Source organism: Brevibacterium yomogidense (assembly GCF_016107685.1).
In the GTDB taxonomy this organism is placed as follows: Bacteria; Actinomycetota; Actinomycetes; order Actinomycetales; family Brevibacteriaceae; genus Brevibacterium; species Brevibacterium yomogidense.
In genome coordinates this window covers 507,022-532,140 of sequence record NZ_JABASY010000003.1, presented here as the reverse complement: position 1 = coordinate 532,140, position 25,119 = coordinate 507,022, and the positions used below count along the sequence as shown (strand labels likewise).

Here is a 25,119-nt window from a genome sequence, read left to right as displayed (position 1 = left end):
CCATGGCCTTTGGAAAGAAGCAGAGCTTCGGCAAGAGCAAGGCCGCTGCACGCGTCCGTCGCCACGCCCGTCTGCGCAAGCACATCAACGGAACTGCCGAACGGCCGCGCCTCGTGGTGTCGCGTTCGTCGCGTCACGTGTTCGTTCAGGTCATCGACGACGCCGCCGGCCGCACGCTGGCATCGGCATCGTCGATGGAGTCGGACGTCCGCGTGAGCGGGGACGACAAGACGGCCAAGGCGCATCGCGTCGGCGAGATCGTCGCCGAACGCGCCAAGGCGGCCGGTGTAGAGACAGTGGTGTTCGACCGTGGTGGCAACGCGTACCACGGCCGTGTGGCCGCTGTCGCCGACGGAGCCCGTGAAGGAGGACTCGCACTGTGAGCACCGAAGAGAACAAGGCACCCCAGGCCGTCGCCGGCCAGGGCGAGTCGCAGCAGCCCACCAACGATTCCGGTGACCGCGGCCGAGGCCGTGGCCGGGGTCGCGGGGACGGCGGCAACCGTCGCGGGAACCGTCAGGATCGCGAAGACAAGAATCAGTTCATCGAGCACGTCATCACCATCAACCGCGTGTCGAAGGTGGTGAAGGGCGGACGTCGGTTCTCCTTCACTGCACTCGTCGTCGTGGGCGACGGTGACGGCATGGTCGGCATGGGCTACGGCAAGGCCAAGGAAGTTCCCGCGGCCATCGCGAAGGGTGTCGAGGAGGCGAAGAAGAACTTCTTCCGCGTCCCCCGCATCCAGAAGACGATCCCTCACCCGATCACGGGCGAGGAGGCTGCGGGAATCGTCCTGCTGCGTCCGGCCGCACCGGGCACCGGTGTGATCGCCGGCGGTCCTGTGCGCGCCGTGCTGGATGCGGCCGGAGTGCACGACATCCTGTCGAAGTCGCTGGGATCCTCGAACGCGATCAACATCGTGCACGCCACGATCACTGCGCTCAAGGGACTCGAGCGTCCGGAAGAGGTCGCGGCACGTCGTGGCCTGCCCGTCGACGAGGTCGCTCCGGCGGCTCTCCTGCGTGCATCTGAAGGGGCGAGCTCCTGATGGCAAAACTGAAGATCACTCAGCGCAAGTCTGAGATCGGTGGCAAGCAGAATCAGCGCGAGACCCTGCGTTCGCTGGGACTCAAGCGGATCAACGACGTGGTGGTGAAGGACGATCGTCCTGAGATCCGCGGCATGATCAATGTCGTGAGCCACCTCGTCACCTGGGAAGAGGTGGACTGACATGGCAGAAGAGAATCCACTCAAGCTGCACCACCTGCGTCCTGCTCCCGGCTCGAACACCGCGAAGACCCGTGTGGGTCGCGGTGAAGCCGGCAAGGGCGGCAAGACCGCAGGCCGCGGAACCAAGGGCACGAAGGCCCGTTACCAGGTGCCGCACGGGTTCGAAGGTGGGCAGACGCCGCTTCACATGCGTCTGCCGAAGCTGCGCGGCTTCAAGAACCCGAACAAGGTGACCTACCAGGTCATCAATCTGGACAAGCTGTCGGCACTCTTCCCGGAGGGTGGCGACGTCACCGTCGCCGACCTCGTCGAGAAGGGCGCCGTCCGTGCGAACCAGCCCGTCAAGGTGCTGGGGACCGGAGAGGTCACCGTCGCGATCAACATCACGGCGGAGAAGATCTCCGGATCAGCGGAGCAGAAGATCGTCGCAGCCGGCGGGTCGGTCACGACCGCCTGACGTCCGCGAACTTTCACTGCACAACGCCTGTGGGGAACAGCCGATCCGGCTGTTCCCCACAGGCGTTCTCGCGTTCCGTCCGGCGATTCGGTGCGCTACCTGCGCCCTGGTAGAGTGCACGAGGAATATTGTCGTTTTGTCGTCGTTCCTCGTCTTGGCCCCTGTCGGCCGTAGGTACGAGCGTGAGTGCCCCTTTTGCAGCTGGCCCCGCTCGGCGTGCGTCCGCCGGACCGCCTCCAGGACCGGCGTACACACATGAGGAGGACGAGTGCTCGGAGCTGTAGGGCGCGCTTTCAGGACGCCTGATCTTCGCAACAAGCTGCTCTTCACCCTCGGGATCATCGTGCTGTTCCGGCTGGGCTCCTTCATTCCGTCGCCGGGCATCGATTACGCGCAGGTGCAGGAGTGCGTCGCGTCGCCCCAGCTGACGCAGGGCGCGTTCGGGATGATCAACCTGTTCTCAGGGGGTGCGCTGCTCCAGCTGTCGATCTTCGCGCTGGGCATCATGCCGTACATCACGGCGAGCATCATCACGCAGCTGCTGCGCGTCGTCATCCCTCGTTTCGAGGCCCTCCACAAGGAAGGCGCTTCGGGGCAGGCGAAGATGACCCAGTACACGCGGTACATGACTCTGGGCCTCGCTGTGCTGAACGCGACGACGCTCGTCTCGACCGTGCGCACGGGTGCACTGTTCGGCGATGTCGCAGGCTGCCAGGACCTCATCGTCAACGACACCTGGTGGGGCATCGGCATCATCGTCGTGACGATGACGGCCGGCACGGGCCTCATCATGTGGTTGGGTGAGCAGATCACGGAACGCGGTGTCGGCAACGGCATGTCGCTGCTGATCTTCACGTCGATCGCGGCCGGCTTCCCCTCCTCGTTCGGCAACATCCTGAACTCCCAGGGCATCGACGTCTTCCTGCTCGTCATCCTCGTGGGACTCGTGATCGTGAGCCTCGTGGTGTTCGTCGAGCAGTCGCAGAGGCGGATCCCGGTCCAGTACGCGAAGCGGATGGTCGGCCGTCGGATGTTCGGCGGCACCTCGACGTACATCCCGATCAAGGTGAACCAGGCCGGCGTGATCCCGGTGATCTTCTCCTCGTCCGTGCTGTACCTCCCCAGCCTCGTCTCCCAGTTCGGGGATCCGGAGGACCAGTGGGTGCAGTGGATCGCGACGTATTTCACACAGGGCGACCACCCCATCTACATGGTGACGTATTTCCTGCTGACGATCTTCTTCACGTTCTTCTACGTCGCGATCACCTTCAACCCGGAAGAGGTCGCGGACAACATGAAGCGCTACGGCGGCTTCATCCCGGGTATTCGAGCGGGCAGGCCGACGGAGCAGTACCTCAGCTACGTCCTCACCCGCATCACCCTTCCGGGATCCCTCTACCTGGGCTGCGTCGCGCTCATCCCGCTCGTCGCGCTCGTCCTCATCAATGCGAACCAGGACTTCCCGTTCGGCGGCACCTCGCTGCTGATCATCGTCGGAGTCGGCCTGGAGACGGTCAAGCAGATCAACTCCCAGATGCAGCAGCGCCACTACGAGGGCCTGCTCCGCTGAGCCGAACCGGCACGCGGTGATCCGTACCTCGAGGCGTCATGCCCCGGGAGTCGGGAGCCGCACCGCGGCCGGTGGTCGGACTGCGACCTCGGCCTTGCCACACAGAGGAAAGGAACCTCATGAGCACTCGCATTATCCTGATCGGCCCCCCTGGGGCGGGGAAGGGCACGCAGGCTGCCCGTCTCAGCGAGGCACTGGGCGTCCCCGCGATCTCCACGGGCGACATCTTCCGGGCCAACGTCAAGGGTGAGACGGAGTTGGGCAAGACTGCCAAGCGGTACATGGACGCCGGCGAATACGTGCCGGACGAAGTGACGAACTCGATGGTCGCGGACCGTCTTGCGCAGGACGACGCCAAGGACGGCTTCCTGCTGGACGGCTACCCGCGCACGCAGGCGCAGGTCGAGGAGCTCGACGGCATGCTCGAGACGAAGGGCCAGTCCCTTGATCACGTCGTCGAACTCACCGCGGATGTCGACGAGGTTGTCGGCCGTCTGCTCGCGAGGGCGTCTCTGCAGGGGCGGTCTGACGACACGGAGGACGTGATCCGTCACCGCCTCGACGTGTATGCGGAGCAGACGCAGCCCCTCACGGCGATCTACGCGGAGCGCGGACTGCTCCGCCAGGTCGACGGTCTGGGCGAGGTCGAAGCAGTCACCGATCGCATCCGCGCCGCGATCGGACGCTGATGTTCCACGCGGTCGAACTGAAGACCGACGATCAGATCCGCACGATGCGTCGTGCGGGTCTCGTCACACGGGCAGCCCTCGAGGCTGCCCGTGCGGCGTGCGTGCCCGGTGCGACGACGGCTGACGTCGATGCTGCCGGCGCGCGGGTCATCGAAGAGGCGGGTGCGACGTCGAACTTCAAGGGCTACCACGGGTATCCCGCGACGCTCTGCGTCTCCGTCAACGAGGTCGTCGTCCACGGGATCCCTGATGACCGCGTCCTCGGGGTCGGTGACATGGTGTCGATCGATGGCGGTGCCATCGTCGACGGCCTGCACGGCGATTCCGCGCTGACCGTCTTCGTCGGTGGGGAAGAAGCCGCGGACCCGGCGCATGTGAGGCTCTCCCGTACGACGGAGGAGATCATGTGGGCGGGCATCGCAGCGATGGCCACCGGCAAGCGCGTGGGCGACATCGGTGCAGCCATCGAGGACCGGGCCGTGGAGCTCGCTCCGGACCTGGGCCTCATCGAGGATTTCACCGGTCACGGCATCGGCACACAGATGCACATGGATCCGGAGGTCCTCAATTACCGGGCGAAGAAGATGGGCCCCAAGCTGAAGCCCGGGATGTGCCTCTGCATCGAGCCGATGCTCGTCGCCGGGGACATTGACACGAAGACGCTCGACGACGACTGGACTGTCGTGACGGTCGACGGTTCGCGCGCCAGCCACTGGGAGCACGCGGTCGCACGCCACGCCGGCGGAATCTGGGTGCTGACGTCCCCTGACGGGGGAGCGGAGCGGCTCGCGCCGTACGGCGTGGTACCCGTCCCCCTCGACTGAGGAACCCGCTCCTGCCTGCTCCCGTGTCCGTTTCGTGACCATAATGACCACAAGTTTCAGATAGGTCACGGGACTGGCAGAGTCAGGGAAGCGAACCGCACGGTAGTTGTCGTGCGCGCAGTCTAAGAAGTACCTCGATCTTTAAGGATGAACGAATGGCACACCCCACCACGGGTAAGCGCTTCGTCGCTCTGAGCGCGGCTGTTGCGCTGGGCTTCGGCGGAGCACTCATCGCCGGTCCCGCATCCGCGGAGCCGACGACCGACCTGAAGGCGGTCGCAGCGGAAGCCTTCACGACGAGCGATAACATCGCCGCGATCGGCCACGGTGAGGACGGCACGATCGTCGCGCAGGTCGTAGCGGAAGAGAAGGATTCGGCTGACGTCGAAACCGCTCTCGAACCGGTCAGTGCCTTCGCGGAGGAGACGACCGGCGAAGAGCTAGTCGTCCAGGAAGTCGCGTCCAACTACTCGAGCGACCCGGTCAGCGCTGCAGGCAACGCTGCCGATGCCGAGGACTACGAAGCGCACGACGACGTCGTCGCCGGCGCCGGCTACGTTGTCTTCAATGGAGACCAGGGCGGGCACTGTTCCATCGGCTTCCCCGCGACTGACGCGGACGGCAATGACGCGATCATCACCGCCGGCCACTGCAGCGACGTCGGTGGCGAGGTCTACGTCGAGCGTCCCTCGACGGCGAACGCGTTCACCGATACGTACGAGACCGCCGAATGGGACGAGACGCGCAAGCTCGGTACTTTCACACACTCCCAGTACGGTCCGGACGTCTTCGAAGACGTGAATAACGAATCCGACCTGGATCCGAAGACCATGCAGGACTTCGCCGTCATCACGGTCGATGAGTCCTCGGGCTTCAACCTGATCGGCGAGGCCGCGACGTGGAGTGAGGAGTCAGGCGGCGAGGACAACCTCGCGGCGGACACCACTCCGATCACGGGTGTGCACGATGTGACGACGGACGACATCGGCAAGGAGGTCTTCCACTCGGGACGTACCACGGGTAAGACGTCGGGCAACATCGGTCTGGACGAGGCGTACAGCGACATGGTGATCGGCGGAATCGTCGACGGATACGCACCTGTCGCTGACGACGCCGGAAACGACTACATGGTGTACGGCTTCGCTTCTGAGACCCCTGTGGGTGGCGGTGACTCCGGTGGAACCGTCATGTTGGGGGACAAGGCCGTGGGCGTCGTCTCCGGCGGTATCGATGCTGAAGGCGATCTGCCGGCACTGCTCTGGACAGCGGAGCTGGCCGAAGGCCTTACGCACCTCCCGGGCGACTACGAGATCAAGACATCGGAAGGCTCTGATCCGTCGCCCACCGCGACGGAGACCGCTGACCCGACGACGCCGGCTCCGACTCCCACGGAGACGGAAGACCCGGTCGTCGACGCTGAGCTCGCGGTCGACCCGCAGGAGATCACGGCAGAGCGCTTCGTCGCGGCCGACGAGGAGCAGGCCGACGCGGAGGACCGCGGCGTCACCTACACGGTGGAAGGCGCAGAGCCCGGCTCCGAGGTCGTCTTCGACACGTTCGCCGCAGGTGACGACGAGGCGTCCAAGTCGATCACGGTGGCCGCGGATGAGGACGGCGTCGCGTCGTCCCGCATCTGGGGCCTCACGTCGGCTGATGCCGAGGCCTACATCGGTGACTACGACGTCGTCGCCACGACCGAGGACGAGACCCTCGAGGGCTCGTTCTCCGTCGTCGCAGGCGAGGACGACGGTGGCGAGGGTGGAGAAGACCTCCCGCGCACCGGTTCGACGGTCGGACCGCTCGCAGCAGGCGCAGCCGGACTGGTCGCTCTCGGTGGTGCACTGGTCTACGTCGCACGCCGCCGTCAGGCTTGAGACGCAGCACGCACGACGGTGACACGGTGACAACCCGTTGAACCAGACGAAGGGGCGCAGGGAACATCCCTGCGCCCCTTCGTCGTCCCCGAACGGATCCGCCGTCAACCCCGTGCAGCGACTCAAGTGCACAGACGCCGGTCCGCTCCAGAGGAGGTTCGGTCGGTACCGTGGACCGCGAACCACCCCCCGCGGTGGACGACCACGACGAGGAGTCCTGTCATGACGAACAGCGCACACCAGCACCCGGTCCAGGGACGGTGGGTGGCCTCGAATCCCGCCAACGCATTCCTGGAGTTCGGACGCATCGCCACCGAAGAGCAAGGCATCCTGGGCGGCGAAGTGGGAGAGGGCATCCTGAAAGGCACTGACGGATGCAACGGCGTCGGCGGCTGGTACACCCCGGATGGCGACACTGCGACGATCCGACGCGGCTTCAGCACACTGAAGGCGTGCATCGGAGTGGACACCTGGCTGGCGTCGACCTCATCCGTGCGAGCGGACGGCGATGTCCTGCACGTATTCAACAGGGCGGGGGAGGAGATCGGCACGCTCCGACGTGCCGATGAGTGACGCTCAGCCGTCTGCCGTCTGCCGTCTGCCGTCTGCCGTCTGCCGTCGGCCGGCCGAGGCCGTGACCGTCACGCGATCGTGACAGTCTTGTTCTCTTATCGTGACCACAAAGGGCGACATCTGCTGGGACGAGTCGAAGGGCTCGGCCTCGATCGCCGGCATCGTCGACGGCTGCGCCCCCATCACCGATGACGCCTGCAACGGATACATGGTCTACGGGTACGCGTCGGAGACACCCGTGTCCGGTGGCGACACCGGTGGAGCCGTCATGCTCGGCGACAAGGCCGTGGGCGTGGTGTCCGGCGGCTCCGTCGCGAAGGGCGACGTGCCCGCGATGCTGTGGACCGTTGAGCTGACCGAGGGCCTCAAGCACCTGCCGGGGTCGTACGAGATCCTCACCACGGAGGGTGCGGAGGAGTCACCGTCCCCCACTCCGACGGACGATCCCACAGCCGAGCCGACGGAAGACCCCACCACGGATCCCACGACTTCGACTCCGACTCCCACTGACGGTGACGACGAGGATGCTGACCAGCAGCTCGCTGTCGATCCGGGTGAGATCGCAGCGGAGCGCTTCGTCGCAGACGGTGCCGAGCAGGCCGAAGAGGAGAACCGCGGCGTCACCTACACGGTGAACGACGTGGAGCCCGGCACGGAGGTCGTCTTCGACACGTACGTGTCCGTCAGCGCTGAGAGTGCGAACGCAGGCAGCGAGGCACTGACGACGTCGACGCAGGATGCGGAGACTCCTGCGAAGTCGATCACCGCCGTAGCGGATGACAACGGTGTGGCCTCGTCCCGCATCTGGGGACAGACCAGCGCTGCGCTCGAGGCGTACATCGGTGACTACCGTGTCGTCGCCACGCTCGAGGAGAAGACGCTGGACGGCAAGTTCTCCGTCGTGGCAGAGGCGTCTGATCCTGAAGGCGGCCAGGACGGTGACGGTGGCGAGGAGCTGCCGCGCACCGGCTCGACGGTGGCACCGCTCTTCGGCGCCGCTCCACGTGCGGCGGTCACGTCATCGGCGGGCCCACGTTGGCACTGATGAATGCGCGGCGCAGCTGTGCCGACGACAGGTAGAGGTTCGTCAGTCGGTGTGCTCGTCCTTCCGCGCCGCCCACGGGGTTCCTCACATGCAGGCGCAGGGGGTGGTCGGCGCCGGGTCTGCCGTCCTCGTCGCAGCGGAGGACGCGCACAGCGACGTAGACGTGGGCATCCATGAACGCGGGCTTCCGTTCCTTCCCGTCCTCCCGCGGCAGGGTGAACGAGCCGCCGGGGCGCTTGAGCGTCGACAGCACGACAGGACGCCCCGACCCCAGCCACTCCGCGACCTTCGACATCGTCCGCGGCACCGGCCGAGCAGGACACCAGCGTCCGGTGAGGAGGAGGAACCCGATGCCGGCGAAGTCGTGCTGCAGCCGGAGGTAGGAACCGCGCGCCCAGACGACCGAAGCAGCCTTCTCGATCAGCGACGCGGCCGACGGTCGTAGCCCGGCATCACCTGCACGATGGCGTGCGGGGACACGGGCGCTGATGAGGATGCGACGGCCGACGACGGGCAGGAACGGGATACGGCGGACCAGAGGCGCTGCGGCGGCGGGTGCGAACAGGGCGACCGTGAGCAGCGATTCGGCCTCCCGACCGGAGGGTTCCGAACCGGGGTGACGGACCGTCCGCATGAGCGAGCGCAGGTGTCCGGGGCGCGTGAGTTCGCAGGCGGCCATGACCGCGACGAGCCAGCAGTCGCCCAGCCGGCCCTGGCGCACGGCGGCGCGTGGCTGACGGGCGCCCCTGCTCTTCGCAGAGGCCGGTGCGGTCGGACGGGAATCCCCCGCCCCACGCGAGCCCCGCGTCTGGTGACGGAACGCTCGAGGGTGCACGGAGACGAACCGCCGTGGCCCCCGGGGGAGGGGCTCGAGTCCGGGCGCCCACCGCAGCGCGTCGATGGTCTCCGTGGCGGAAGCCGTCTGTCCGAGGATCTCCAGCACGCGAACGCCGGGTGCCGGGTCGAGGGCGCGTCGGGCGGCACGGAATATGGCGGCGTGAGCAGGGAGCCCGGTGAGTGAGGTGGATTGCGCGCGGTCGAGGATGCGGGCCGCGGCCAGACGGTCCGCCGGCCACTCGTCGGGGGCGAGGAGGACGGGCAGGACACGGTCTGCCAGACGTCGTCCACGGCCGGCGCGGGTGCTGACGACGGGCATGATTGTCCTCCGGCGTGTCCGCCTTGCGCGGACGCCTCGATGTGGCGTATGCGAATGTCTTGCTGTAGAGTAGTCTCTTGGCCTGTGACCACAGGACGCCTGTGCGCGCCGCTCGCGGATCGATCCGTGGAGAGTATATCCACGACGATCCGCTCGTGACGCCGGGCGGACGTCCAGTCTGGCAGGCTGCCGGTCGACGAGGGGTGAATGCCCCACAAGACGAACGACACGCGGTGCAACCCGCGGGAAATTGAGGGTGAGAACACACATGGCCAAAAAAGAAGGGGTCATCGAGATCGAGGGAACCGTGGTGGAGGCACTTCCGAACGCCTCGTTCCGGGTTGAGCTGACCAACGGCCACAAAGTTCTCGCTCACATCTCCGGCAAGATGCGTCAGCACTACATCCGCATCCTGCCTGAGGACCGGGTCGTCGTGGAGCTGTCTCCATACGACCTGTCGCGCGGCCGCATCGTCTACCGGTACAAGTAAGCAGAAGATCGCTTCGACGATTTCGCAGGCGCAGCCCCGGGGTCATCTCGGGGCATTCGCGGTGAAAGAAGGAACAGCTATGAAGGTGAAGCCCAGCGTCAAGCCGATCTGTGAGAAGTGCAAGGTCATCCGGCGCCACAGCCGTGTCATGGTGATCTGCGACAACCCGCGCCACAAGCAGCGTCAGGGCTGATCGCCCTCACTTCGGGCAGATCTGGTGTCGCTTCCGCATGAGCGGGAGCGAGCCGCACACCCACGCAGGCCTCGCCCCCCGCACCGCACGATCCAGGTGATCGGCAGTGTGCGGGACGATACCCCCGGTCGGAGGCCGGGGACTCACGGATGATCCGTGGGACAAGGACTGCACCAGCACCTCCGAACCAATGAGAAGGAAGAACAGATGGCACGTCTTGCCGGAGTTGACATCCCCCGCGAGAAGCGGGTGGAAGTCGCCCTGACATACATCTATGGTGTGGGCCGCACGCGTGCGCGCCAGACCCTGACGGAGACGGGGATCGACCCGTCGACTCGCGTGAAAGACCTGACCGATGAGGAGCTCGTCCAGCTCCGCGATTACCTCGAAGGCACCTTCAAGGTAGAGGGTGACCTCCGCCGTGAGGTCTCCGCCGACATCCGCCGCAAGGTCGAGATCGGTTCCTACGAGGGCCTCCGCCACCGCCGCGGCCTGCCTGTGCGCGGTCAGCGCACGAAGACGAACGCGCGCACCCGCAAGGGACCCAAGCGCACCGTGGCCGGTAAGAAGAAGTAATCCGCTCAGGATCGATCAGGAGTTTCGACGAATATGCCCCCCAAGACACGCACAGCAGCTGCAGCGCGTAAGACGCGTCGCGGTCAGAAGAAGAACATCGTCGCCGGTCAGGCGCACATCAAGTCCACATTCAACAACACGATCGTGTCCATCACGGACCCGTCCGGCGGCGTCATCTCATGGGCGTCCTCCGGTGAGGTCGGCTTCAAGGGCTCGCGCAAGTCGACCCCGTACGCCGCTCAGATGGCCGCCGAGTCCGCCGCGCGTCGTGCGCAGGAGCACGGACTCAAGAAGGTCGACGTCTTCGTGAAGGGCCCGGGCTCCGGACGTGAGACCGCGATCCGCTCGCTCCAGGCCGCAGGGCTGGAGCTGGGCACGATCCAGGACGTCACGCCCACGCCGCACAACGGCTGCCGTCCGCCCAAGCGTCGGCGCGGCTGATCCGTCCCGGTCGCGGTTCGGTACGTCGACGAAGGTCCACAGGGCGTTCGAACGGCACACCCGGGCCGCGTCCGGATCGTCTACCGCCAGCGTTTCGAGCACGTACCCGCCGCGTGCTCTTGAATGCCCGCGAACGTCATATAGCGGATGTTCGCTGAAAGGAAGCCCACGTGCTCATTGCACAGCGCCCCACGCTCACGGAAGAGGTCGTCTCCGATCGCCGATCGCGGTTCACCATTGAACCGCTCGAGCCCGGATTCGGCTACACCCTCGGCAACTCGATGCGCCGCACACTCCTCTCGTCCATCCCGGGCGCCTCGGTCACGAGCGTCCGGATCGACGGAGTCCTGCACGAGTTCTCGACGGTTCCGGGGGTGAAGGAGGACGTCACAGAGTTCCTCCTCAACCTGAAGTCGCTGGTCGTGTCCTCGGAGTTCGACGAGCCTGTCGTCGCCTACCTGCGCAAGCAGGGACCCGGTGCCGTCACCGCTGAGGACATCTCTGCGCCCGCCGGCGTCGAGATCCACAACCCCGAGCTGTACATCGCCACCCTCAACGACACCGGTCGGCTCGACATCGAGCTGACCGTCGAGCGCGGACGCGGCTACGTGTCCGCCGCGCAGAACAAGAACGCGGACGCAGAGATCGGCCGGATACCGGTCGACTCGATCTACTCGCCCGTGCTCAAGGTGTCGTACAAGGTCGAAGCCACGCGTGTCGAACAGCGCACGGACTTCGATCGCCTCATCATCGACGTCGAGACCAAGCCGTCCATCGTGCCCCGTGACGCACTCGCATCTGCGGGTACGACCCTGGTCGAACTCTTCGGGCTCGCTCGCGAGCTCAACGTCGAAGCCGAAGGCATCGAGATCGGACCGTCGCCGGTGGACGCCGCGATGGCCGCAGACCTCGCTCTGGCGATCGAAGACCTCGAGCTGACGGTCCGCTCCTACAACTGCCTCAAGCGCGAAGGCATCCACTCCGTGGGTGAACTCGTGTCGCGCAGCGAAGCGGATCTCATGGACATCCGGAACTTCGGCCAGAAGTCCATCGACGAGGTCCGCCAGAAGCTCGGTGAGCTGGGCCTCAGCCTCAAGGACAGCGCGGTCGGCTTCGGCGAAGCCGGCGAGACCGATGAAGACGCGTTCGTCGAGGACGAGCAGTACTGAGCGGTAGCCCGCGGTACGTAAGAATTCCAAGGAGACAGAACAATGCCCACTCCCACCAAGGGAAACCGCCTCGGAGGCTCGCCGGCGCACGAGCGCATCATGCTCAACAACCTGGCTGCGCAGCTCTTCGAGCACAAGTCCATCACCACGACCGTGACGAAGGCCAAGCGCCTGCGCCCGGTCGCGGAACGACTCGTCACCTTCGCCAAGAAGGGTGACCTGGCAGCACGCCGTCGCGTCCTCGGTTCGATCTCCGACAAGGGAATCGTGCACGAGCTCTTCACCTCGATCGCACCTGCGGTCGCTGAGCGCCCCGGCGGCTACACCCGCATCACGAAGATCGGCCCCCGCAAGGGCGACAACGCGCCGATGGCCGTCATCGAGCTCGTCCTGGAGCCGTATTCGCCCAAGGAGGCGACGGTGAAGGAGGCCGAGCAGGCCACCGCAGCCGCTGCCGAGGCACCGGCTGAGACAGAGGTCGTCGAGGCCGACGTCGTGGACGCGGAGTCGACCGACGCCGAGGCCGCTCCGGCTGCCGAAGCAGACGTCACCTCGGGTGCGCAGGAAGACGAAGCGCAGGCGGCAGCGGAAGCCGACGCGGATTCCGCACCGGCTGACGACACCGACAAGTGAGGTCGATCCCCGCGGGCAGTGTCCGCGGGGATCACCCCTCGCGCAGCGGTGGGACGTCGCTCAGACCGTGAGCACGCCCCACTGAGTGAAGCCGTCACGATCCTTCGGGATCGTGGCGGCTTCGTCGTGTCACGGGCTCACTGTCGTCTCGTGGAGTTTCTGCCGCCTCACGAACTCCCTGCCGCCTCGGCGTCGGCGGCTGTCTCGTCGGCGACCCGGACGAAGGCGTCACGGATGCTGCTGATGTGTGCCAGGTGCGCGATCCGCTCGTCGATGCGGAGCACCATCCTCCTGTGAGGCACGGGGTCTACGAGCGGTCGGGTCGTGAGCCCGTCGGGCAGGTCGCGGACCGCCAGGCGAGGGAGCGGCGCCACCCCGATCCCCGCGGCCACCATGGCGCGCACCCCGTAGTGGTCGTCGGCACGAGCGACGTACAGCGGTGTGATTCCTGCAGCGCGCATCACCTCGTCGATGACGTCGCCGGTCGCGCTGCCCTGGACGTCGAGGTCGAGGAGCGGAAGGTCCTGCAGCTGCGCGACGGGCACGGTCGGATGCTCGGCGACGGGGTGCGCCTGCGGGAGCACGAGCACGTACGCGTCGTCGAGCAGGTGCTCGGAACGGTAGCGTGCAACGGGTTGCGGATCAGCGTGGCCCGGCTCGCTGCTGATCTCGATGTCCGGCCGGCGCTGATCGGCGCCGCTGAACGGTTCGTTCGTGAGGATGTCGAACTGCAGGTCCGGGTGGTGGGCGACCGCCTCCCGCAGCACGGCCGGGATCCACTCCTTCGCGATGGAGGACGGACAGCCGATCGTGATCCGAGCACGGGGACCGGAGCGGATGGCGTCGACAATACGGGTGAGCCGTGTGGATTCTGCGAAGAGCGGATCAGTCTCCTCCGCGAACCTGCGGCCGGCCTCTGTCACCTCGATGCCGCGCCCCACCCGCCTGTACAACGGGAACCCGACCGTCTGCTGCAGGGCGATGACCTGCTGGCTGACGCTCGCTGGGGAGTACTGGAGATTTCGCGCGGCGGCGGTGACGGACCCTGCGCTCACGACGGCCCGCCACATCCTCAGCCTGTTGAGATCCCACATGCTCCGATCATACGGCGCTGCCTGATGATCATGAGGAAACCTCTGCTTTTCATGCAGAGTCGCACGAGGCATCCTGGGTGAGGTCGCCTGCACGTGTGCGGTCGAGCAGTGTGGGGCCGCACAGCGGGACGGAACCGTGTCCTGCCGGTGTGATCGGGTGAACGGAGTGCGATGGACGTGTGGGGTGGGTGCCGATGACGGGCGCGGAGTATGTGGCATTCATCGGAGCGTGCGTGATCCTTGCGGTGACACCGGGACCGGACACGTTCCTCACCCTTCGCTTCGCTGCGCACAGCGTGCGAGCAGGCTTCGTGTACTCCGTGGCGGTGGCGCTGGGTGTCCTCGTGTGGGCGGTCCTCGCGCTCACCGGGGTGGCCGCGCTGCTGCAGCGCTTCCCCGAGGTCCGGGCGGGACTCACGTGGATCGGCGGGTCGTACCTCGTGTTCCTCGGCCTCAGTGCGCTCGTGCAGGTGCACCGGGCGCGTCAGCGCAGGGCCCCCGTCCCGGCGCCCGTGAGTGTGGGTGCCGGTGTGGGCGGTTCAGAGCTGTCGGTCGGCACCGGTACCGCGAGTGCGTCGACCGCAGCGGAGTCGTCAGGCGGGTCGTCTGTCCTGTCTGACCAGCCGGAGTCTCCTGCCGAGGTCGCCGCGGAGTGGGAGCTCCCCACCGAGTTCGACTCCGACGAACCGCGGATCCGCGCGCGATCGCACGCGTCGGTGTTCCGGACGGGCATGATCAGCTCGCTCACCAATCCGAAGACAGGGCTGTTCTTCCTCGCACTCCTGCCACCTTTCCTGCCCGCTGCTCCCAGCGCGGCGGACCACGTGATCCTCGTTGCCACGGTCGTCGTGGTCATGATCGCCTACGGGATGGGGCTGTCCGTCGTGGCCCGTCGGATCGGTCGGCTCCTCACGCGCGGTTCCGGCCCTCTCGTGGTCGATGGGGTCGCCGGGGCGGTCCTCGTGATCATCGGGCTCTCCCTCATCGTCCTCTGAACGGGGCGCGGGGTGAGTGTGAGAGCCGCTCCCGGCGTCTGAGCCCGTCCCTGCGGGTTATTCCGCGGTGTCCCTCACCGGTCGGGTCGCGGACCGGTCGGGTCGCGGACCGGCCGGGCCGCGCCGGTCAGTGGAGTCGTCTCACACAGAGCGCGGGGACTGCGCCGCCTCGAGCACCTCGTCCCATGAGCGCACTGCCCATGCGGTGCGTGAGGGCACCAGTGACATGAGTGCGTCCGCGAGCACTGTCCGGTCGACCTCGGGTGTCATCCTGTCGACGAACACGATCATGCGCGGGCGGGCCAGCCCACCCAGCTCCGTGTTCACCGTCGCGATGAGCTCGTGAGCGGACTCAGCACTGGGCGTGCCGTCCGCGACGACGCACGCGATGATCGTGCTGCCGGAGTTCTCCCTGTGCGCACGCAACGCTGTCGCAGCTGTCACGAAAGGGTGTTCCTGCAGGGCCTGGGACACCGCCTGCAGCGAGATGAGCTGACCGGAGACGGAGACGACCCCGTCCAGCCGCCCCCGGAAGTGCAGACTCCCGTCATCCGCGGCGGTGATCACGTCCTCCGTGATGGCGAGCGTGTCCGCAGTGCCGTCGGACCACCCGCGCTCCAGAGCCTCCGCGAGCACCAGTGAGCCCGGCGTGGGCAGACGGAGGACGAGCTGCCCGGACTCGCCCGGCTGGATCTGCTGCCGCTCGGCATTCCGTGCGGCGACGCGCGCGGAGTCGAGCAGGGGAGTGGTGCCGTTCACGTAGACGATCCCCGTGAGCTCGACCTGCCCCCACCCGTCGGACACCTCGCACCCGGCTTCGCCGAACGAGGCCTGCATCCATTCACCCAAGCTGGGTTCAACCGGTTCACCGGCGGTGACGAGGCGCCGCAGCGTGCCTCCCCGGGTCCCCAGCGCCTCCTCGATGTGCCACGACCGCAGCGTCCGCATGACGGAAGGGGACGTCACGAGCGTCGACACGCCGTAGCGGTCGACGACGTCGAGGGTCCGCAGCTGGTCCGGGACGTCGAGCGTCCCCTCGTACACGACGACCGTGTCGCCGAAGAGCAGCGGGCCGATGAGCCCGTGCCACGTCGACACTGCCCAGGAGACGTCCGCAGCGCACCAGAACACGGGCCCCGTGCGGACGGCGGAGTGGAACGCCCCGGCCGTCATGAGCACGCCCGCGACCGTGTGCTCGGTGAGCCGTGTCGTCGGTGCGCCGGAGGCCTGCTGGCGGGTGCACAGGATGTGGTCGGGTGACAGTCCTGCGGAGCGCGGGGGCGCAGCGGACCCGACTGCGGCCTCGGCAGCGGACCCGGCGGCGGGGCCCGTGGCTGACTCGGCGGCGGTGTCTGCATCCGTATCCGCAGCCGCGAGCAGGTCTGCGAACCAGTGATCCCCGTGGAACCACTGGACATCCATGCCGGTGCGGCGGACGACGACGGTCGCCTCCACCCCGGCGGTGCCCGCGAGTGCTTCGTCGGCGCGGCTCTTGAGGGGCAGGACGGAGCCCCGCCTCCATGCGCCGTCCTGGGTGAGGAGGACGGTCGGTGCGAGTTCGTCGATCCGGGTACCGAGGGCCTCCAGGGGCAGGGAGACGGGCAGCATCGACCACGACGCGCCGATGCTCATGCACGCGAGCATCGTGACGACCGTCTCCGGCAGCCAGCCGGTGTGCAGTGCGACGACGTCGTCCGGGCCGACCCCCAGTGCCCGGAATGCGCGGGTGGCCCGCACGACCTCGTGGGACAGGTCCGCGTAGGTGAAGGACGCGCGGTCGCCCGGCTCGCCCTCCCAGTGCACGGCGACACGATCGCCGTGGTCCGCGACGTGCCGGTGCACGAGGTTCCACGCAACATCAACCGATCCGCCGGGGAACCATGTGCCGGCGGAGCCCGGCGCTGCGGGCGGCTCCCACACCGCGGTGGGCGGGGTGGACCAGTCGACGAGCGTCAGTGCGTCCTCCCACTCGGCCTGGACGTCGGACTGCAGGTCGCGCAGCCAGGTGGGCGTCTGCTCAGCCATGGGCGATGCTCCTTCCGCAGGACACCGCTGTGCGCAGCAGGACGGCTGCGACGGCGCGCGCGTCGGATGAGGGTTGGAGGTCGGCGGACAGCGCGGCGACGACAGTGCCGTCCGCGGCGCGCACCGCGACCGCCACTTCGTTCGGCGCGGTGGGGTCCGACGATTCGAACACGACGTGGTCCGCGGCCCGCCACTCCTCCCGGTGTTCGGCGCAGGGGAGGCCACCGTCGGGGTCGTCCCCGGGGGAAGCGTCGCCGAGCCCCCGGGAGCCTTCGCGCGAGATCGCCACCGCTCTCTCCCACTCCTCGTCGGACGCGTGGGCAGCGAGGATCCTGCCGGATGCGGATTCCAAGGCGGGGACGGCGCGAAGGGGACGGCGGAACGGACCGCGGTCCTGCGCCTCGACCTGATCGATGCTCACTGCTTCTCCGGAGATGAGGACGTGCACGCCGATCGTCGCCGCCAGCTGGTCGCGCAGTCCGATCATGAACGGGTTGAGGGCCGTGAGGATCGGGCTGGTGGACAGCTGGTGGACCGCGAGCCGTGTCATCGCCCGCCCCAGGCCGTACCGGGACGTGGCCGGGTCCTGGACCGCGTACTCCGCGTGCACGAGGGAGCGGAGCAGCCGGTGCACCGTGGGGACCGTCATCCCGGACTGCTGTGCGAGGTCCGTGAGCTGGTGGAGGTACGGGCTGCGTGCCAGCAGATCCATGAGCAGCGTCGCATTGCGGATCGTCCCGAGTCCGCCCTTCGGTGCACCGCCGTCGCCCGCCATGCGCAACCGTCCGTTCCTGTCCGTGGTCCTGGTGAAGCACGCCGACATGAGTCGTGCGTGCGAGAGGCACCGTCACTCTACGACTCGACATCCGTTATCGCAATGAAATGATCGACTGCTCATTCAGGTATTGCATTCAGCATAGTGGAAACCTATTGTGAGATTGCCGGGTGACACCAGTCACGTTCGGAAGCGAGGGCGCACGCAGCGCTCCTCGCTGGGATCTGCGAGGAGCACTCACTTGCGAACACGCGCATATCGACACTCACTCAACGGGAGCACGATGCCCCCGGGGCAGCCTCTGCTCCAGGTCTCCGACCTCACGTTGAAGTTCGGAGGCGTCACCGCGCTGGCCGACGTGAACATGTCCGTGGAGTCAGGACGAATCCACGCGATCATCGGCCCCAACGGAGCGGGCAAGTCGTCCCTGCTCAACTGCATATCGGGCCTCTACAAGCCCACTTCGGGCTCTGTCGTGCTGCGCTACGTCGCGGACGACGTGGGCCGAGGACGGGGCTCCGCCGCACCGGCGGAAGGCAGCCCGGCCCCCGCGGAAGCCGACTCCCTGGACATCCGGGAGCGTGCACTCACCAGCCTGCCGCCCAACAGGGTGGCGCGGCTGGGCGTGGCACGCAGCTTCCAGAACATCGAACTCTTCGAGCACCTCACCGTGCTGGAGAACATGATGCTCGGCCGTCACATCCACATGAACCAGAACGTCTTCACCTCGATGCTCTGGTTCGGCCCGGCCCGCCGGCAGGAGATCGCTCACCGCGAGATCGTCGAAGAGGTCATCGACCTCCTCAAGCTGCAGGCCTTCCGCCAGAAGCCCGTCGGCACCCTGGCGTACGGCATCCAGAAGCGCGTCGAACTGGGACGCGCGCTCGCCCTCCAGCCCTCGCTCCTGCTGCTCGACGAGCCGATGGCCGGCATGAACGCGGAGGAGAAGGAGGACATGGCCCGCTACATCCTCGACGTCCACGAACTCGCAGGAGTCTCCATCGTCCTCATCGAGCACGACATGAACGTCGTCATGGACATCTCGAACCGGGTGACGGTCCTGGACTTCGGCAGGGTGATCGGCGACGGCACACCCCGTGAGGTCATGGACAACCCCCGCGTCATCGAGGCCTACCTGGGAGCGGGGGCGGCAGCATGACCGCCCCGCAGCCGGCGGACCAGGCATCCTCCGTGTTCGTCGCAGACCGTCCGGCCCACGGCATCACGCACACGATGCCGCAGCTGCTGCAGCGGCTGGCGGAGCAGCAGCCGGACCGCGTCGCGATGCAGGAGAAGCGCTACGGCATCTGGATGCCCACGACATGGGCCGCCTACAGGGACAGGGTCAGGGACTTCGCGCTAGGCCTCGCAGACCTGGGCGTCTCCCGCGGCGACATCGTCGCCGTCCTGGGGGACAACCGGCCCGAATGGCTCATCGCGGAACTCGCCGCCCAGTCGCTGGGCGCCGCCGTCGTCGGGATCTACCCGACCTCGATCGGCACCGAGCTCACCCACGTCCTCGCCATGGCGCGGGCCCGGGTCGTCGTCGCCGAGGACCAGGAGCAGGTCGACAAGCTGCTCGCGATCGATCCGACCACGGCGGACGGTGTCGTCGTCGAACACGTCGTCTACTACGACCCGCACGGCCTCGAGCAGTACGACCACCCGATGCTCCGTGAATTCACGACCGTGGAGGACGCGGGCAGGGGCGCCCTCGCGGAACGCGGGGCGTGGCTCGCGGAGCAGACGGCGCAGTGCACCCCCGACGACCTCGCCGTCATCTGCACGACCTCGGGCACCACGTCGAAGCCCAAGCTCGCGGAGCTGTCGCACGCGAACCTGCTGTCGATGGCGGACCGCCTCACGGAGATCGACCCCATCGACCCGTCGTTCCGCTACGTGTCGACGCTGCCGTTCGCATGGATCGGTGAGCAGATGCTCGCGGTGGCGTGCGGACTCCACGCGGGCTTCACGGTGTCGTTCCCCGAGGACGCCTCGACCCAGCGGTCGGACCTGCGCGAGATCGGTCCGGACGTCATGTTCGCACCCCCGCGGATCTGGGAGTCGCTGCTCACCGAGGTCCAGGTGCGGATCGACGAGGCCGGCCCCCTCAAGCGGGCGGTCTTCGGCTGGGGCTACTCGATCATGGACCGGGTGGCACGCGCACGCAGTGAGGGGAAGGCCCCCGGCGGGGGCCTTCGCCTGGCAGCTGTCGTCGCGGACCTCGTCGCCACGCGACCCATCCGCGAGCAGCTGGGCCTCACCCGGATCAAGCGCTGCTACACCGGCGGCGCGCCCCTGGGCCCCGACGTGTTCCAGTTCTTCCACGCGATCGGTGTGAACCTCAAGCAGATCTACGGGCAGACGGAGATCTGCGGCATCTCGGTCCTCCACCGCGACGGCGCGGTCTCCTTCGATTCGGTGGGGGAGCCGCTGCCGGGGACGGAGCTCCAGTTCGGCGACAAGCAGGAGATCATGCTCCGGTCGTCCGCCGTCTTCCGCGGCTACCACCGCAACCACGGTGCCACCGCGGAGGCGGTCACCCGACAGGGGTGGCTGCACACCGGCGACGCCGGCTACCTCGACGAGGACGGCCAGCTCATCGTCGTCGACCGGCTCAAGGACGTCGTCTTCGCGGACGACGGCACGATGTACTCGCACGCGTTCATCGAGAACAAGCTGAAGTTCTCGCCGTACGTCGAAGAGGCGGTCGTCTTCTCCGGCACCGGGGTCGAAGTGCCCGAAGCCGCGGACGCGGAGCATCCCATGTGCGCGATCATCACGATCGACCCGGCAACTGTGGGCGCATGGGCGGAGCACCACCGACTCTCCTTCACGACGTACACGGACCTGGCGTCCAAGCCGGAGGTCTACGACCTCGTCGCAGAGGAGATCGCAACCGCCAACGAAGACCTCATGGAACGCATCCGCATCCACCGGTTCGTCCTGCTGCACAAGCAGTTCGACCCGGACGACGACGAGATCACACGAACCCGCAAGGTGCGGCGGAACGTCATCGGGGAGCGGTACGCCCCGATCATCTCCGCACTGGCGGCCGGCGAAGAGGAACTCACCATCACCTCGACGATCACCTACCAGGACGGCACGGTCGCAGAGCGGAAGCTGCCGCTCACGATCTTCGACCTCACCGGCTACACGCTCCCCGCGGGCCGCACGCGCAGACAGGTTTGGAGTGGTCGCAAGTGAGCACATTCGTCACTCTTCTGGTCATCGGACTGTCCGAAGGGGCGATCCTGGCGCTCGCCGCACTGGGCTTCGTCCTCATCTTCAAGGCGACCGGGGTCATCAACTTCGCGCAGGGCGAGTTCCTCCTCATCGGCGCCTACTCGTTCTACACGGCGTTCGTCATCATGCAGCTGCCGATCGTCCTGGCGCTGCTGGTGGGCGTGCTCGTCGCAGTGATCGTCGGCGTCGTCGTCGAACGGTTCATCCTCAGACCCATGGTGGGGCAGAGCCACATCTCGATCATCATGGTCACCATCGGCCTGGCAAGCGTGCTGAGCGCGATCGTCCAGATGTTCTACGGCACCCAGCCGCGGGCGATGCCGCCCATCCTGCCGCGCGGCTCCGTCTCCATCCTGGGCGGCAGCGTCCCGGTGAACCGCCTGTGGGCGATCGTCATCTGCGCCGTCGTCCTGGGCCTGCTCACCTGGTTCTTCCAGAAGTCCCGCCACGGCGTCGCGATGCGTGCCGTCGCGGACGACCAGCAGGCCGCGATGACGGTCGGCATCTCTGTGCGCCGCGTGTTCGCCCTGTCGTGGGCGCTCGCCGCGATCTCCGCGCTCATCGCCGGTGTGACACTCGCCGACGTGACGGCGGTGGAGATGAACATCGTGAACTTCGGTCTCCTCGTGTTCCCCGTCGTCATCATGGGCGGTCTCGATTCGGTGCCCGGCACCATCGTCGGCGGCCTCACGATCGGCCTCGTCTCCCAGTTCGTCTCCGGCTACATGGATCCGGGCCTGGCAGAGATCGTTCCCTACATCGTCCTCGTGCTCGTGCTGCTCGTCCGCCCGTACGGCGTGTTCGGCGAGAAGCGCATCGAAAGGGTCTGAATCATGGCAGCAGTGGAAACAGGCCGTCACCACACGAGCTATCGGTCCGAGCTCCGTCTGTGGCACACACGCCCGCAGATCGTGAGGATGGCGGTGCTCGCCGTCGTCGTGGCCGTCCTCCCGTTCGTCCTCGACAACTACTGGCTGTCGCTCGCGAACACGGCGCTGATCGCCACGATCGGTGCGATCGGACTCAACATCCTCGTGGGCTACACGGGACAGATCTCGCTGGGTCAGGGCGGATTCCTGGCGGTCGGGGCGTTCACGTCCGCGATCCTCACGGACCGCGTGGGGATTCCCGCACCCTTCTCGATCATCGGAGCGGTCGTGCTCACCGCTGCGGTCGGTGTGATCGTCGGACTGCCCGCCCTGCGGCTCAAAGGTCTCTACCTGGCGATCGCGACGCTCGCCTCCCAGATGGTCATCCTCTTCATCGTGCGGCGGTGGGGGTTCCTCACGGAGGGCCAGGGGTTCCTCGACGTCTCCCGGCTCGAGGTGTTCGGGTTCCGCCTGGACCGGGCGAACTTCGAGCAGCAGTGGTACCTGATACTCCTCGTGCTCGCGATCCTCGCCGCGTTCACCGCGACGAACCTGTTCCGCACGGGCGTGGGCCGATCCTTCATGGCGGTCCGCGACCAGGACATCGCCGCGTCCGCGATGGGTGTGAACCTCACTCGTGCGAAGCTCACGGCGTTCGCCGTGTCGAACGGGTACGTGGGCCTGGCCGGTGCGCTCATGGCCCACTACACGGAGATCCTGTCGTGGGAGAAGTTCACGATCGACGTGTCGATCCTCTACCTCGCGATGATCATCGTCGGCGGCATGGGGTCGATCGCCGGAGCCGTGTACGGGGCGGTCTTCATGACGATCCTGCCGGTCCTCGTCCGCGAAGCCGCGGACGTGGTGGGCGGGGCGGTCCCGATCATCAAGAACCAGCTGCCCGCCGTGGAGCACGGTGTGTTCGGCCTCACCATCATCGTGTTCCTCATCTTCGAACCACGCGGACTCAACCGGATATGGGAGCGCGTCAAGGACTGGTTCGGCTTCTGGCCGTTCCGCTACTGACTCAGCCTCCCGCCCTCCCACCCACCAGGCTCCTCACCCACCCACCACGTCACCCACCCACCACGTCACCCACCCACCGCAGCCGGAGGACCAGTCCACGGCACTCACCCAAGGAGAACGCAATGAAGCAGTCTCGTTTCCTCTCAGCAGCGGCGCTCGCCGCCGTCACCGCCCTGACCCTCAGCGCCTGCGGCGGGGGCGGCTCCGCCAGCGCGGACTCCGACGAGCCGATCCCGATCGGCATCATCGCGGACCTGTCCGGCGCGACGGGCGACGTGGGCACCCCCTACAACGAGGGCATGCTCGCGTACGTCGAGCACCTCAACGACAACGGCGGCATCGAGGGGCGGGAGATCGACGCGATCTCCAACGACTACGCCTACGAGGTGCCACAGGCGGAGGAGCTGTACCGCCGCTACGTGAACGACGAGGTCGTCGCGATCCAGGGCTGGGGCACCGGTGACACGGAGGCCCTGCGCACCCGCGTCGCGAACGATGAGCTCCCGTTCATGTCCGGATCGTTCTCCGAAGAGCTCACCGACCCGGAGGACTCGCCGTTCAACTTCCTCGTCGCTGCGACGTACTCGGATCAGATGCGCGCGGCACTCAACTGGATCGCGGAGCAGTCCGACGGTGAAGTGGGTGTCGCGGCGCTCCACCACGACTCCCCGTTCGGCACGTCGCCGGTCGCGGACGGCGAGGCGTGGATCGAGGAGCAGGGGCTGGACATCGACTACAGCTCGCACGCGATGCCCGCGGGCACCACGAACTTCGCGGGTGTGCTCAGCCAGGTCGACTCCGCCGGTGCGGAGTACATCATCATCCAGAACGTTGCAAGCCCCGCCGCTCAGCTGGCCCGTGACCTCGCGGCCCAGGGCGGCGACCAGAAGATCGTGTGCCTCAACTGGTGCGGCAACGAACTGTTCGTCACGTCCGCGGGCGACGCCGCGGAGGGCCACGTCATGGTCCAGCCCATCGCACCCGTCTCCACGGAGCGGCCCGGCCATGAGGACCTGCTGTCGTACGTCGAGGAGCAGGGCGGCGATGCCGCCGATATCCAGGTCAGCTACGTGCAGGGCTGGTACGCGATGCACATCATGGCCGAGGGCATCCGCCACACGCTGGAGGCCGGTGAGGACCTCACCGGTGCGGCGATCCGCGAATCGCTCGAGACGATGGGCCCCATCGACACGGGCGGCGTGATCGGTGACGGTCCGGTCGAGTTCAGTGCGGACTCGCACCGCGGTTCGACGACCTCGGGCCTCTACGAGGTGAAGGACGGCGAGCTCACCGTGATCGAGGAGGCGGTGGCCCCGTGACCGCGGCTCCGGACACGGCGCGGGGGGCCGGGCCTCCGGTCGCACCGCCCGCGCTCCTGTCGATCAACAACATCGAAGTCATCTACGACGAGGTCATCCTCGTGCTGCGCGGCCTGTCGCTCGAGGTGCCGGAAGGGCAGATCGTCGCCCTGCTGGGCTCCAACGGGGCGGGGAAGTCGACGACGCTCAAAGCGGCGTCGGGTCTGCTGCCCAGTGAGCAGGGGGAGGTGACGAGCGGGCACATCACCTTCGGAGGTGAGGACATCACGAAGATGGACGCACCGGAACGGGTGAAGCGCGGTCTGAGCCTCTGCATGGAGGGCCGTCACGTCTTCCCGCACCTCACCGTCGCGGACAATCTGCTGGCGGGCGGGTACACGAAGGCGGGAGAGGCGGCGGAGACGCTCGACTTCGTCTACGAGTTCTTCCCGAAGCTCGCGGACATGCGTGCCCGGACCGCCGGTTTCCTGTCCGGGGGCGAGCAGCAGATGCTCGCGATCGGGCGGGCACTCATGGCCAAGCCGACCCTCCTCATGCTCGACGAGCCGTCGCTGGGACTCGCCCCGCTGCTGGTCGAGGAGATCTTCGAGACGATCGCCCGGCTCAACGCGGACACGGGACTCACCGTGCTCGTCATCGAGCAGAACGCCCGCACCGCGCTTTCTGTGGCGCACCACGGCTACATCATGGAGCAGGGCCGGATCATGCTCGAGGGTGAGGCGGACGCTCTCGCGAACAACCCCGACGTGAAGGAGTTCTACCTGGGTGTCGGGGGAGATGCGGGCAAGCGCAGCTATCGGGACGTCAAGCACTATCGGCGCCGCAAGCGCTGGTTGTGAGGGGAGACCAC

At 67.2% G+C, this 25,119-nt stretch carries 28 protein-coding genes; 23 read left to right on the top strand and 5 right to left on the bottom strand.

Annotation, left to right across the window (positions count from 1 at the left end; all coding sequences use genetic code 11):
• Nucleotides 1–2: 2 nt before the first annotated feature.
• The 10 genes from rplR to JFC09_RS10765 all read left to right on the top strand — a co-directional run bounded on the left by rplR (nucleotide 3) and on the right by JFC09_RS10765 (nucleotide 8,262).
• Nucleotides 3–383, top strand: a complete 381-nt coding sequence (rplR, locus tag JFC09_RS10810) for a 50S ribosomal protein L18 (RefSeq protein WP_198394005.1) — start codon at nucleotides 3–5, stop codon at nucleotides 381–383.
• Nucleotides 380–1,048 (top strand): 30S ribosomal protein S5, encoded by a 669-nt coding sequence (rpsE, locus tag JFC09_RS10805; RefSeq protein ID WP_332839739.1) that lies wholly within the window; start codon nucleotides 380–382, stop codon nucleotides 1,046–1,048. Before rplR ends, rpsE begins: the two co-directional genes overlap by 4 nt.
• Nucleotides 1,048–1,230, top strand: coding sequence for a 50S ribosomal protein L30 (gene rpmD, locus JFC09_RS10800; protein WP_198394004.1), 183 nt, complete (start codon nucleotides 1,048–1,050; stop codon nucleotides 1,228–1,230). Before rpsE ends, rpmD begins: the two co-directional genes overlap by 1 nt.
• Nucleotide 1,231: 1 nt before the next feature.
• A complete protein-coding gene (gene rplO / locus JFC09_RS10795) occupies nucleotides 1,232–1,687 on the top strand; it encodes a 50S ribosomal protein L15 (RefSeq protein ID WP_198394003.1) in 456 nt (151 codons plus the stop codon).
• 268 nt (nucleotides 1,688–1,955) lie between these two features.
• Nucleotides 1,956–3,257, top strand: coding sequence for a preprotein translocase subunit SecY (secY, locus tag JFC09_RS10790; RefSeq protein ID WP_198394002.1), 1,302 nt, complete (start codon nucleotides 1,956–1,958; stop codon nucleotides 3,255–3,257).
• Nucleotides 3,258–3,376: 119 nt separating this feature from the next.
• Nucleotides 3,377–3,946, top strand: coding sequence for an adenylate kinase (locus JFC09_RS10785; protein WP_198394001.1), 570 nt, complete (start codon nucleotides 3,377–3,379; stop codon nucleotides 3,944–3,946).
• Nucleotides 3,946–4,770 carry a type I methionyl aminopeptidase gene (map, locus tag JFC09_RS10780; RefSeq protein WP_198394000.1) on the top strand — a complete coding sequence of 275 codons (825 nt, stop codon included), beginning with the start codon at nucleotides 3,946–3,948 and terminating at the stop codon, nucleotides 4,768–4,770. The genes JFC09_RS10785 and map overlap by 1 nt, the downstream gene beginning before the upstream one ends.
• 155 nt (nucleotides 4,771–4,925) lie before the next feature.
• On the top strand, nucleotides 4,926–6,644 hold the full coding sequence (locus JFC09_RS10775) for a S1 family peptidase (RefSeq protein ID WP_198393999.1): 1,719 nt from the start codon (nucleotides 4,926–4,928) through the stop codon (nucleotides 6,642–6,644).
• Between the two features lie 222 nt (nucleotides 6,645–6,866).
• Nucleotides 6,867–7,217: an META domain-containing protein gene (locus JFC09_RS10770; RefSeq protein WP_198393998.1), complete on the top strand. Its 351-nt coding sequence runs from the start codon at nucleotides 6,867–6,869 to the stop codon at nucleotides 7,215–7,217.
• Between the two features lie 100 nt (nucleotides 7,218–7,317).
• Entirely contained in the window at nucleotides 7,318–8,262 is a 945-nt protein-coding gene (locus JFC09_RS10765) for a hypothetical protein (protein ID WP_198393997.1), read from the top strand.
• Here JFC09_RS10765 and JFC09_RS10760 read toward each other — a convergent pair.
• Nucleotides 8,231–9,418 (bottom strand): hypothetical protein, encoded by a 1,188-nt coding sequence (locus JFC09_RS10760; RefSeq protein WP_198393996.1) that lies wholly within the window; start codon nucleotides 9,416–9,418, stop codon nucleotides 8,231–8,233. The two genes, JFC09_RS10765 and JFC09_RS10760, sit on opposite strands and share 32 nt — an antisense overlap.
• Before the next feature lie 268 nt (nucleotides 9,419–9,686).
• Here JFC09_RS10760 and infA point away from each other — a divergent pair, with 268 nt between their 5' ends.
• The 6 genes from infA (at nucleotide 9,687) to rplQ (ending at nucleotide 12,920) form a co-directional block, all read left to right on the top strand.
• On the top strand, nucleotides 9,687–9,908 hold the full coding sequence (gene infA, locus JFC09_RS10755; protein ID WP_019159374.1) for a translation initiation factor IF-1: 222 nt from the start codon (nucleotides 9,687–9,689) through the stop codon (nucleotides 9,906–9,908).
• A gap of 79 nt (nucleotides 9,909–9,987) precedes the next feature.
• Entirely contained in the window at nucleotides 9,988–10,101 is a 114-nt protein-coding gene (rpmJ, locus tag JFC09_RS10750) for a 50S ribosomal protein L36 (RefSeq protein ID WP_198393995.1), read from the top strand.
• Nucleotides 10,102–10,308: 207 nt separating this feature from the next.
• Nucleotides 10,309–10,677 carry a 30S ribosomal protein S13 gene (rpsM, locus tag JFC09_RS10745; RefSeq protein WP_198393994.1) on the top strand — a complete coding sequence of 123 codons (369 nt, stop codon included), beginning with the start codon at nucleotides 10,309–10,311 and terminating at the stop codon, nucleotides 10,675–10,677.
• A gap of 33 nt (nucleotides 10,678–10,710) precedes the next feature.
• Nucleotides 10,711–11,118 (top strand): 30S ribosomal protein S11, encoded by a 408-nt coding sequence (gene rpsK / locus JFC09_RS10740; protein ID WP_198393993.1) that lies wholly within the window; start codon nucleotides 10,711–10,713, stop codon nucleotides 11,116–11,118.
• 170 nt (nucleotides 11,119–11,288) lie between these two features.
• Nucleotides 11,289–12,287 (top strand): DNA-directed RNA polymerase subunit alpha, encoded by a 999-nt coding sequence (locus tag JFC09_RS10735; RefSeq protein ID WP_198393992.1) that lies wholly within the window; start codon nucleotides 11,289–11,291, stop codon nucleotides 12,285–12,287.
• 42 nt (nucleotides 12,288–12,329) lie between these two features.
• Nucleotides 12,330–12,920: a 50S ribosomal protein L17 gene (gene rplQ / locus JFC09_RS10730; protein WP_198393991.1), complete on the top strand. Its 591-nt coding sequence runs from the start codon at nucleotides 12,330–12,332 to the stop codon at nucleotides 12,918–12,920.
• A gap of 167 nt (nucleotides 12,921–13,087) precedes the next feature.
• Here rplQ and JFC09_RS10725 read toward each other — a convergent pair whose 3' ends face one another.
• Nucleotides 13,088–14,014 (bottom strand): LysR family transcriptional regulator, encoded by a 927-nt coding sequence (locus JFC09_RS10725; RefSeq protein WP_198393990.1) that lies wholly within the window; start codon nucleotides 14,012–14,014, stop codon nucleotides 13,088–13,090.
• A gap of 49 nt (nucleotides 14,015–14,063) precedes the next feature.
• The gene (locus JFC09_RS10720) at nucleotides 14,064–14,237 is read right to left on the bottom strand and encodes a hypothetical protein (protein WP_198394073.1); all 174 of its coding nucleotides are present in this window, start codon (nucleotides 14,235–14,237) and stop codon (nucleotides 14,064–14,066) included.
• Here JFC09_RS10720 and JFC09_RS10715 point away from each other — a divergent pair.
• Nucleotides 14,227–15,009 carry a LysE family translocator gene (locus tag JFC09_RS10715; protein WP_332839738.1) on the top strand — a complete coding sequence of 261 codons (783 nt, stop codon included), beginning with the start codon at nucleotides 14,227–14,229 and terminating at the stop codon, nucleotides 15,007–15,009. The two genes, JFC09_RS10720 and JFC09_RS10715, sit on opposite strands and share 11 nt — an antisense overlap.
• A gap of 141 nt (nucleotides 15,010–15,150) precedes the next feature.
• Here JFC09_RS10715 and JFC09_RS10710 read toward each other — a convergent pair whose 3' ends face one another.
• The gene (locus JFC09_RS10710; protein WP_198393988.1) at nucleotides 15,151–17,034 is read right to left on the bottom strand and encodes an AMP-binding protein; all 1,884 of its coding nucleotides are present in this window, start codon (nucleotides 17,032–17,034) and stop codon (nucleotides 15,151–15,153) included.
• Nucleotides 17,027–17,809: an IclR family transcriptional regulator gene (locus JFC09_RS10705; RefSeq protein ID WP_198393987.1), complete on the bottom strand. Its 783-nt coding sequence runs from the start codon at nucleotides 17,807–17,809 to the stop codon at nucleotides 17,027–17,029. Before JFC09_RS10705 ends, JFC09_RS10710 begins: the two co-directional genes overlap by 8 nt.
• A 283-nt stretch (nucleotides 17,810–18,092) precedes the next feature.
• On the opposite strand from JFC09_RS10705, the gene JFC09_RS10700 reads away from it, so the two are divergent.
• The 6 genes from JFC09_RS10700 to JFC09_RS10675 all read left to right on the top strand — a co-directional run bounded on the left by JFC09_RS10700 (nucleotide 18,093) and on the right by JFC09_RS10675 (nucleotide 25,108).
• On the top strand, nucleotides 18,093–18,968 hold the full coding sequence (locus JFC09_RS10700) for an ABC transporter ATP-binding protein (RefSeq protein WP_198393986.1): 876 nt from the start codon (nucleotides 18,093–18,095) through the stop codon (nucleotides 18,966–18,968).
• The gene (locus JFC09_RS10695; protein WP_198393985.1) at nucleotides 18,965–21,016 is read left to right on the top strand and encodes an AMP-binding protein; all 2,052 of its coding nucleotides are present in this window, start codon (nucleotides 18,965–18,967) and stop codon (nucleotides 21,014–21,016) included. The genes JFC09_RS10700 and JFC09_RS10695 overlap by 4 nt, the downstream gene beginning before the upstream one ends.
• Nucleotides 21,013–21,885: a branched-chain amino acid ABC transporter permease gene (locus JFC09_RS10690; RefSeq protein ID WP_198393984.1), complete on the top strand. Its 873-nt coding sequence runs from the start codon at nucleotides 21,013–21,015 to the stop codon at nucleotides 21,883–21,885. Before JFC09_RS10695 ends, JFC09_RS10690 begins: the two co-directional genes overlap by 4 nt.
• A 3-nt stretch (nucleotides 21,886–21,888) precedes the next feature.
• The gene (locus JFC09_RS10685; RefSeq protein ID WP_198393983.1) at nucleotides 21,889–22,950 is read left to right on the top strand and encodes a branched-chain amino acid ABC transporter permease; all 1,062 of its coding nucleotides are present in this window, start codon (nucleotides 21,889–21,891) and stop codon (nucleotides 22,948–22,950) included.
• 122 nt (nucleotides 22,951–23,072) lie between these two features.
• Nucleotides 23,073–24,269: an ABC transporter substrate-binding protein gene (locus tag JFC09_RS10680; protein ID WP_198393982.1), complete on the top strand. Its 1,197-nt coding sequence runs from the start codon at nucleotides 23,073–23,075 to the stop codon at nucleotides 24,267–24,269.
• Nucleotides 24,266–25,108, top strand: coding sequence for an ABC transporter ATP-binding protein (locus JFC09_RS10675; protein WP_198393981.1), 843 nt, complete (start codon nucleotides 24,266–24,268; stop codon nucleotides 25,106–25,108). Before JFC09_RS10680 ends, JFC09_RS10675 begins: the two co-directional genes overlap by 4 nt.
• Nucleotides 25,109–25,119 lie beyond the last annotated feature (11 nt).

Excerpts from the sequence above, each read along its gene's own strand:
- rpmJ (WP_198393995.1), top strand. The coding sequence starts at position 9,988 with ATGAAGGTGAAGCCCAGCGTCAAGCCGATCTGTGAGAAGTGCAAGGTC.
- JFC09_RS10725 (WP_198393990.1), bottom strand. The coding sequence starts at position 14,014 with ATGTGGGATCTCAACAGGCTGAGGATGTGGCGGGCCGTCGTGAGCGCA.
- rpmD (WP_198394004.1), top strand. The coding sequence starts at position 1,048 with ATGGCAAAACTGAAGATCACTCAGCGCAAGTCTGAGATCGGTGGCAAG.
- JFC09_RS10695 (WP_198393985.1), top strand. The coding sequence starts at position 18,965 with ATGACCGCCCCGCAGCCGGCGGACCAGGCATCCTCCGTGTTCGTCGCA.
- rplO (WP_198394003.1), top strand. The coding sequence starts at position 1,232 with ATGGCAGAAGAGAATCCACTCAAGCTGCACCACCTGCGTCCTGCTCCC.
- JFC09_RS10760 (WP_198393996.1), bottom strand. The coding sequence starts at position 9,418 with ATGCCCGTCGTCAGCACCCGCGCCGGCCGTGGACGACGTCTGGCAGAC.
- JFC09_RS10680 (WP_198393982.1), top strand. The coding sequence starts at position 23,073 with ATGAAGCAGTCTCGTTTCCTCTCAGCAGCGGCGCTCGCCGCCGTCACC.
- infA (WP_019159374.1), top strand. The coding sequence starts at position 9,687 with ATGGCCAAAAAAGAAGGGGTCATCGAGATCGAGGGAACCGTGGTGGAG.
- JFC09_RS10720 (WP_198394073.1), bottom strand. The coding sequence starts at position 14,237 with ATGAATGCCACATACTCCGCGCCCGTCATCGGCACCCACCCCACACGT.
- JFC09_RS10710 (WP_198393988.1), bottom strand. The coding sequence starts at position 17,034 with ATGGCTGAGCAGACGCCCACCTGGCTGCGCGACCTGCAGTCCGACGTC.
- rplQ (WP_198393991.1), top strand. The coding sequence starts at position 12,330 with ATGCCCACTCCCACCAAGGGAAACCGCCTCGGAGGCTCGCCGGCGCAC.
- rpsM (WP_198393994.1), top strand. The coding sequence starts at position 10,309 with ATGGCACGTCTTGCCGGAGTTGACATCCCCCGCGAGAAGCGGGTGGAA.
- JFC09_RS10705 (WP_198393987.1), bottom strand. The coding sequence starts at position 17,809 with ATGGCGGGCGACGGCGGTGCACCGAAGGGCGGACTCGGGACGATCCGC.
- JFC09_RS10785 (WP_198394001.1), top strand. The coding sequence starts at position 3,377 with ATGAGCACTCGCATTATCCTGATCGGCCCCCCTGGGGCGGGGAAGGGC.
- rpsK (WP_198393993.1), top strand. The coding sequence starts at position 10,711 with ATGCCCCCCAAGACACGCACAGCAGCTGCAGCGCGTAAGACGCGTCGC.
- JFC09_RS10770 (WP_198393998.1), top strand. The coding sequence starts at position 6,867 with ATGACGAACAGCGCACACCAGCACCCGGTCCAGGGACGGTGGGTGGCC.
- rplR (WP_198394005.1), top strand. The coding sequence starts at position 3 with ATGGCCTTTGGAAAGAAGCAGAGCTTCGGCAAGAGCAAGGCCGCTGCA.
- map (WP_198394000.1), top strand. The coding sequence starts at position 3,946 with ATGTTCCACGCGGTCGAACTGAAGACCGACGATCAGATCCGCACGATG.
- JFC09_RS10700 (WP_198393986.1), top strand. The coding sequence starts at position 18,093 with ATGCCCCCGGGGCAGCCTCTGCTCCAGGTCTCCGACCTCACGTTGAAG.
- JFC09_RS10685 (WP_198393983.1), top strand. The coding sequence starts at position 21,889 with ATGGCAGCAGTGGAAACAGGCCGTCACCACACGAGCTATCGGTCCGAG.
- JFC09_RS10775 (WP_198393999.1), top strand. The coding sequence starts at position 4,926 with ATGGCACACCCCACCACGGGTAAGCGCTTCGTCGCTCTGAGCGCGGCT.